Source organism: Clostridium sp. (assembly GCF_040797585.1).
Lineage (GTDB): Bacteria > Bacillota > Clostridia > Clostridiales > Clostridiaceae > Clostridium_Z.
Window position 1 is genome coordinate 1 of record NZ_JBFNEO010000227.1, and the last position, 4303, is coordinate 4303.

At 29.3% G+C, this 4303-nt stretch carries 3 protein-coding genes and 1 riboswitch; of the genes, 2 read left to right on the forward strand and 1 reads right to left on the reverse strand.

Annotation, left to right across the window (positions count from 1 at the left end; translation table 11 throughout):
• Nucleotides 1-291 precede the first annotated feature (291 nt).
• Both AB2369_RS11805 and metK read left to right on the forward strand, forming a co-directional pair.
• Nucleotides 292-795, forward strand: a complete 504-nt coding sequence (locus AB2369_RS11805) for a transglycosylase SLT domain-containing protein (RefSeq protein ID WP_367666677.1) — start codon at nt 292-294, stop codon at nt 793-795.
• Between the two features lie 371 nt (nt 796-1166).
• Nucleotides 1167-1267, forward strand: a riboswitch (SAM riboswitch).
• 133 nt (nt 1268-1400) lie between these two features.
• Nucleotides 1401-2576, forward strand: a complete 1176-nt coding sequence (metK, locus tag AB2369_RS11810) for a methionine adenosyltransferase (RefSeq protein WP_367666678.1) — start codon at nt 1401-1403, stop codon at nt 2574-2576.
• A 136-nt stretch (nt 2577-2712) separates the two neighbouring features.
• Here metK and nagA read toward each other — a convergent pair whose 3' ends face one another.
• Nucleotides 2713-3849, reverse strand: a complete 1137-nt coding sequence (gene nagA / locus AB2369_RS11815; protein WP_367666679.1) for an N-acetylglucosamine-6-phosphate deacetylase — start codon at nt 3847-3849, stop codon at nt 2713-2715.
• Nucleotides 3850-4303: the final 454 nt, after the last annotated feature.

Below are 4303 nucleotides of genomic sequence, written 5' to 3' on the forward strand. Positions count from 1 at the left end.
ACTGTAAATCTGTTGTCAGTGACTTCGATGGTTCGAATCCGTCCTCCTCCACCAAAAACCTTTGTAGAAATACAAAGGTTTTTTATTTTTATAAATTTAAATAGATACATATAATATCAACTGCTTTATTAATATATATTTTTCATATTAGATGAAGGATCCTATAAATTTATTATTACAATAATGTAAGGTTAAGATAAAAATTGTAAGCTTAATAAGTGGATAGAAAGCCTCCATGGATTTATAATATATTTAATCTTATAAATTATTTATAAAAAAAGGAGAATATATATGAATAAAAAAGTATTAGCAGGGATAATAGGAGCCTTGATAGTTATATATGGAGTAGGAGCATTTATACTTTATCCATTAAAGGATAAGGATATTATAAAAAAGTATAGTGAAGAATTTAAAGTGGACAAGAATGTTTTAGCTTCTATAATAAGGGAAGAAAGTGGTTTTAGAGATTTAGATTTTACCTATGAAAAAGGTGAAAAGACAGGAGCCATGCAGATAAGAGACTTTGCGGCAGAGCCCTTAGCTAAAGAGTTAGGAATGAAGGATTTTAAAGGGGAAGATTTAACTAATAAAGATACAAATATTAAGATAGGAACATATTATGTATCTAAAAATTATAATGAAAAAGATATAAAATCTACTATGCTTAAGTGGCAAGAAATTAATGTAAGTGATAAAAATCCACCTAGAAATAAAGAAGAGGCAGAATCAATGGCAAAGACTATGACTAATTCAGTAAGGTGGTATAAGATATTCCATCCAGGATTTATGTTTTAAGTAACCTTATTTTAATAGCAATATAGATCTAAATGTCTATTAGAAATTATGTATTTAATTATAGTTTATAGAATAAACACTAGAAGTAGGTTTATAAGCTTATAGTGTTTATTTTTATAGAGATATATTTAATATAGTCTATACCTTGATATAATATTAAAAAATATTTTATTAAGATATAGATTTACTACATGGTACTTAGAATTAAACTTCAATCTGTTATGGTTTATATATTATTCTAATATTGGTTTTAAGATGTATATATTCCATTTATAATACAATTATCAGGTGGCAAAAAACATAAAAATCTGTTGACGATATATTATGATGATGTTATAATTTATGTCGATAGCTTTAAAAATTAATAAGTACTCTTATCAAGAGAGGTGGAGGGATAGGGCCCTATGAAACCCGGCAACCTGTGTATATCACAAAGGTGCCAATTCCAGCAGTTTTTTCTGCAAGATAAGAGAGAATCAGATTTTGAGTCTCTTCTTATTGAAGGGCTTTTTTATTTGTAAAAATATAATCAAAGTTAAATTATAAAAATACGGGATATTGATTACTTTGGAAATACTATAAATTTTAAGAGGGGAGACTAATTTATGAGAAGATTATTTACATCTGAATCAGTTACAGAGGGACATCCAGATAAAATATGCGATCAAATATCAGACTCAATACTTGATACAATACTAGAAAGGGATCCAAATGCAAGGGTTGCTTGTGAAACAGCAGTTACAACTGGTATGGTATTAGTTATGGGGGAAATATCAACTAATTGTTATGTGGATATCCCAAAGGTAGTTAGAAATACTATACAAGAAATAGGATATGTAAGAGCTAAGTATGGTTTTGATTGTGATACCTGTGCAGTATTAACATCTATAGATGAACAATCAGTAGATATAGCTATGGGAGTAGATGAGGCATTAGAATCAAAGCAAGGTGAGATGGACAAGATAGAGGCTATAGGAGCAGGAGACCAAGGAATGATGTTTGGTTTTGCTACTAATGAAACAGAAGAATTTATGCCATTACCAATTTCCATGGCTCATAAATTATCAAGAAGATTAACGGAAGTAAGAAAAAATGGAACTCTTGAGTATTTAAGACCAGATGGAAAGACTCAAGTAACAGTAGAGTATGAAAATGAGAAACCAGTTAGAATAGACGCTATAGTAATTTCAACTCAACATGGACCAGAAGTTACAAGAGAAGAAATAGAGAGAGATTTAATGGAGCATGTTATAAAGGCAGTGGTTCCAGCAGAACTTTTAGATGAAAATACTAATTATTATATAAATCCAACAGGAAGATTCGTTATTGGAGGACCTCAAGGAGATTCAGGTCTTACAGGAAGAAAGATAATAGTTGATACTTATGGTGGATACGGAAGACACGGTGGTGGAGCATTCTCAGGAAAAGATCCAACAAAGGTTGATAGATCAGGAGCTTATGCTGCTAGATGGGTAGCTAAGAACTTAGTTGCAGCAGGAGTAGCAGATAAAATAGAGGTAGAGCTTGCTTATGCTATAGGAGTTGCAAAACCTGTATCTATAATGGTTGAGACCTTCGGAACAGAAAAGATATCTGCTGATAAAATAACAGATATAATTAATAAAGTATTTGATTTAAGACCAGCAGCTATAATAAGAGATTTAGATTTAAGAAGACCAATATATAAACAAACAGCTGCTTATGGACATTTTGGAAGAACTGACCTTAATCTTCCGTGGGAAGCATTAAATAAAGTTGAAGAAATAAAAAAATATATATAGTAAAAAATAGCTAGGACTTAAGTCTTAGCTATTTTTGTTACATAAATATAGTTTTCAATGTTTCTAGAATTTATAAATAGAAGTAACATATTATAAATCACAATTAAAATCTTTGTTTATAGATAGTTAATTAAAATTAAGCACTATATACAATTTTACCATTAACTAAGGTGTATTTAACATTTATATTTTCATCAAATAAAACAAGATCGGCATCATAGCCTTCTTTTATCATGCCTTTTCTATGATCTACCTTGCAAAGTTTAGCTCCGTTTAAAGAAGCCATGTTTATAACCTCATTTAGAGGATAGTTTGTATTATTATAGACATTTTTAACTGCAGCATCTAAAGTTAGAACAGAACCCGCTAAGGATCCATTTTTAAGTCTAGCAGCTCCGTTTTCAACTATAACATCTTGACCACCTAAAGAGTAATTACCATCAGGCATACAGCAAGCCATCATAGCATCTGTAACAAGAAGAACCTTATCAGTTCCTTTAACTTTGTAAGCTGTTCTTAAAGATGCATAGTTTATGTGAATACCATCAGATATAGTTTCTGTGGTTATGTCTGTATCAAATATAGCTCCAACAACACCAGGTTCTCTATGGTGGAAACTAGTCATAGCATTAAATAGATGAGTAGAATGACAAATTCCACATTTTATTCCTTCTATAGCCTCATTATATTTTGCTTTAGTATGACCCATAGATGGTGTTATATTATTATCTTTTAAGTAAGATATAAGCTCTTTAGCTCCATCAATTTCAGGGGCTAAAGTAATACTAGTTATAGCATCTATATTATCATTAACTATTTCCTTGAATGTATCTATAGAAGGTTTTTGTATGTGTTCTGGGTTTTGAGCTCCTATCATTTCAGGACTTATAAAAGGTCCCTCTAAATGAGCACCTATAACATTAGCACCTTCCGTACCATTTTTCTTTGCGTGAGCTATAGCTTCTACAGATTTTCTTATATCTTCTATAGAACATGTCATAGTTGTCGGAAGGAAGGAAGTTGTTCCATGTTTAGCTATAACCTTAGATATTTCATTTATAGATTCAAAATTACCATCCATAGTATCATGACCACCAGCGCCGTGAATATGAACATCTATAAATCCAGGAGATAGATAAAGGGAAGAGCCATCTATTATGTAAGAGGATTCTTCTATTTTGGGATTTATTTTCTTTATTTTACCATCCTCAATAAGTATACTTCCTTTTTCGATTTTGTCAGTAAAAATTATATTACAGTCTTTAATTATCATCCAAATCACCTCATATATATTTTAAAATTTATAAACTCATAAAGTCAAATGTATTTAATAGTAAATAACAATATTTATTATAAATATATTTCTATTTTTAAAGGAAATAAATAAGTACTGTATGATGAAACTTGTTCATCTTATGAAAAATTCAATCAAGATGTTGAAGGGATAAGATCTTTGATTAATTCCCATAATTACTATAAAGAATGGTTAAAGTTTTAAAGTGTATTTAGAGGCTGAGTTTTGAGAGAGTTTATCTATAGATTTTTAAAATATTGTAGAAATTAAGTAGCTTATAAAATAAGTTATCAGCGAAAAATCTTATAATAAATTTTTATTTAAAACTTTATTACAAAATATAACAAAAATTAATATGTATGTAAATTATTTTATTAAGAATATGGTTACAATATAAATATATATAGTTTTTCCATAAGTATAAAAACATATG

Bases quoted from the DNA above. Each gene is read 5' to 3' on its own strand.
- AB2369_RS11805 (WP_367666677.1), top strand. From the start codon at position 292: ATGAATAAAAAAGTATTAGCAGGGATAATAGGAGCCTTGATAGTTATA.
- nagA (WP_367666679.1), bottom strand. From the start codon at position 3,849: ATGATAATTAAAGACTGTAATATAATTTTTACTGACAAAATCGAAAAA.
- metK (WP_367666678.1), top strand. From the start codon at position 1,401: ATGAGAAGATTATTTACATCTGAATCAGTTACAGAGGGACATCCAGAT.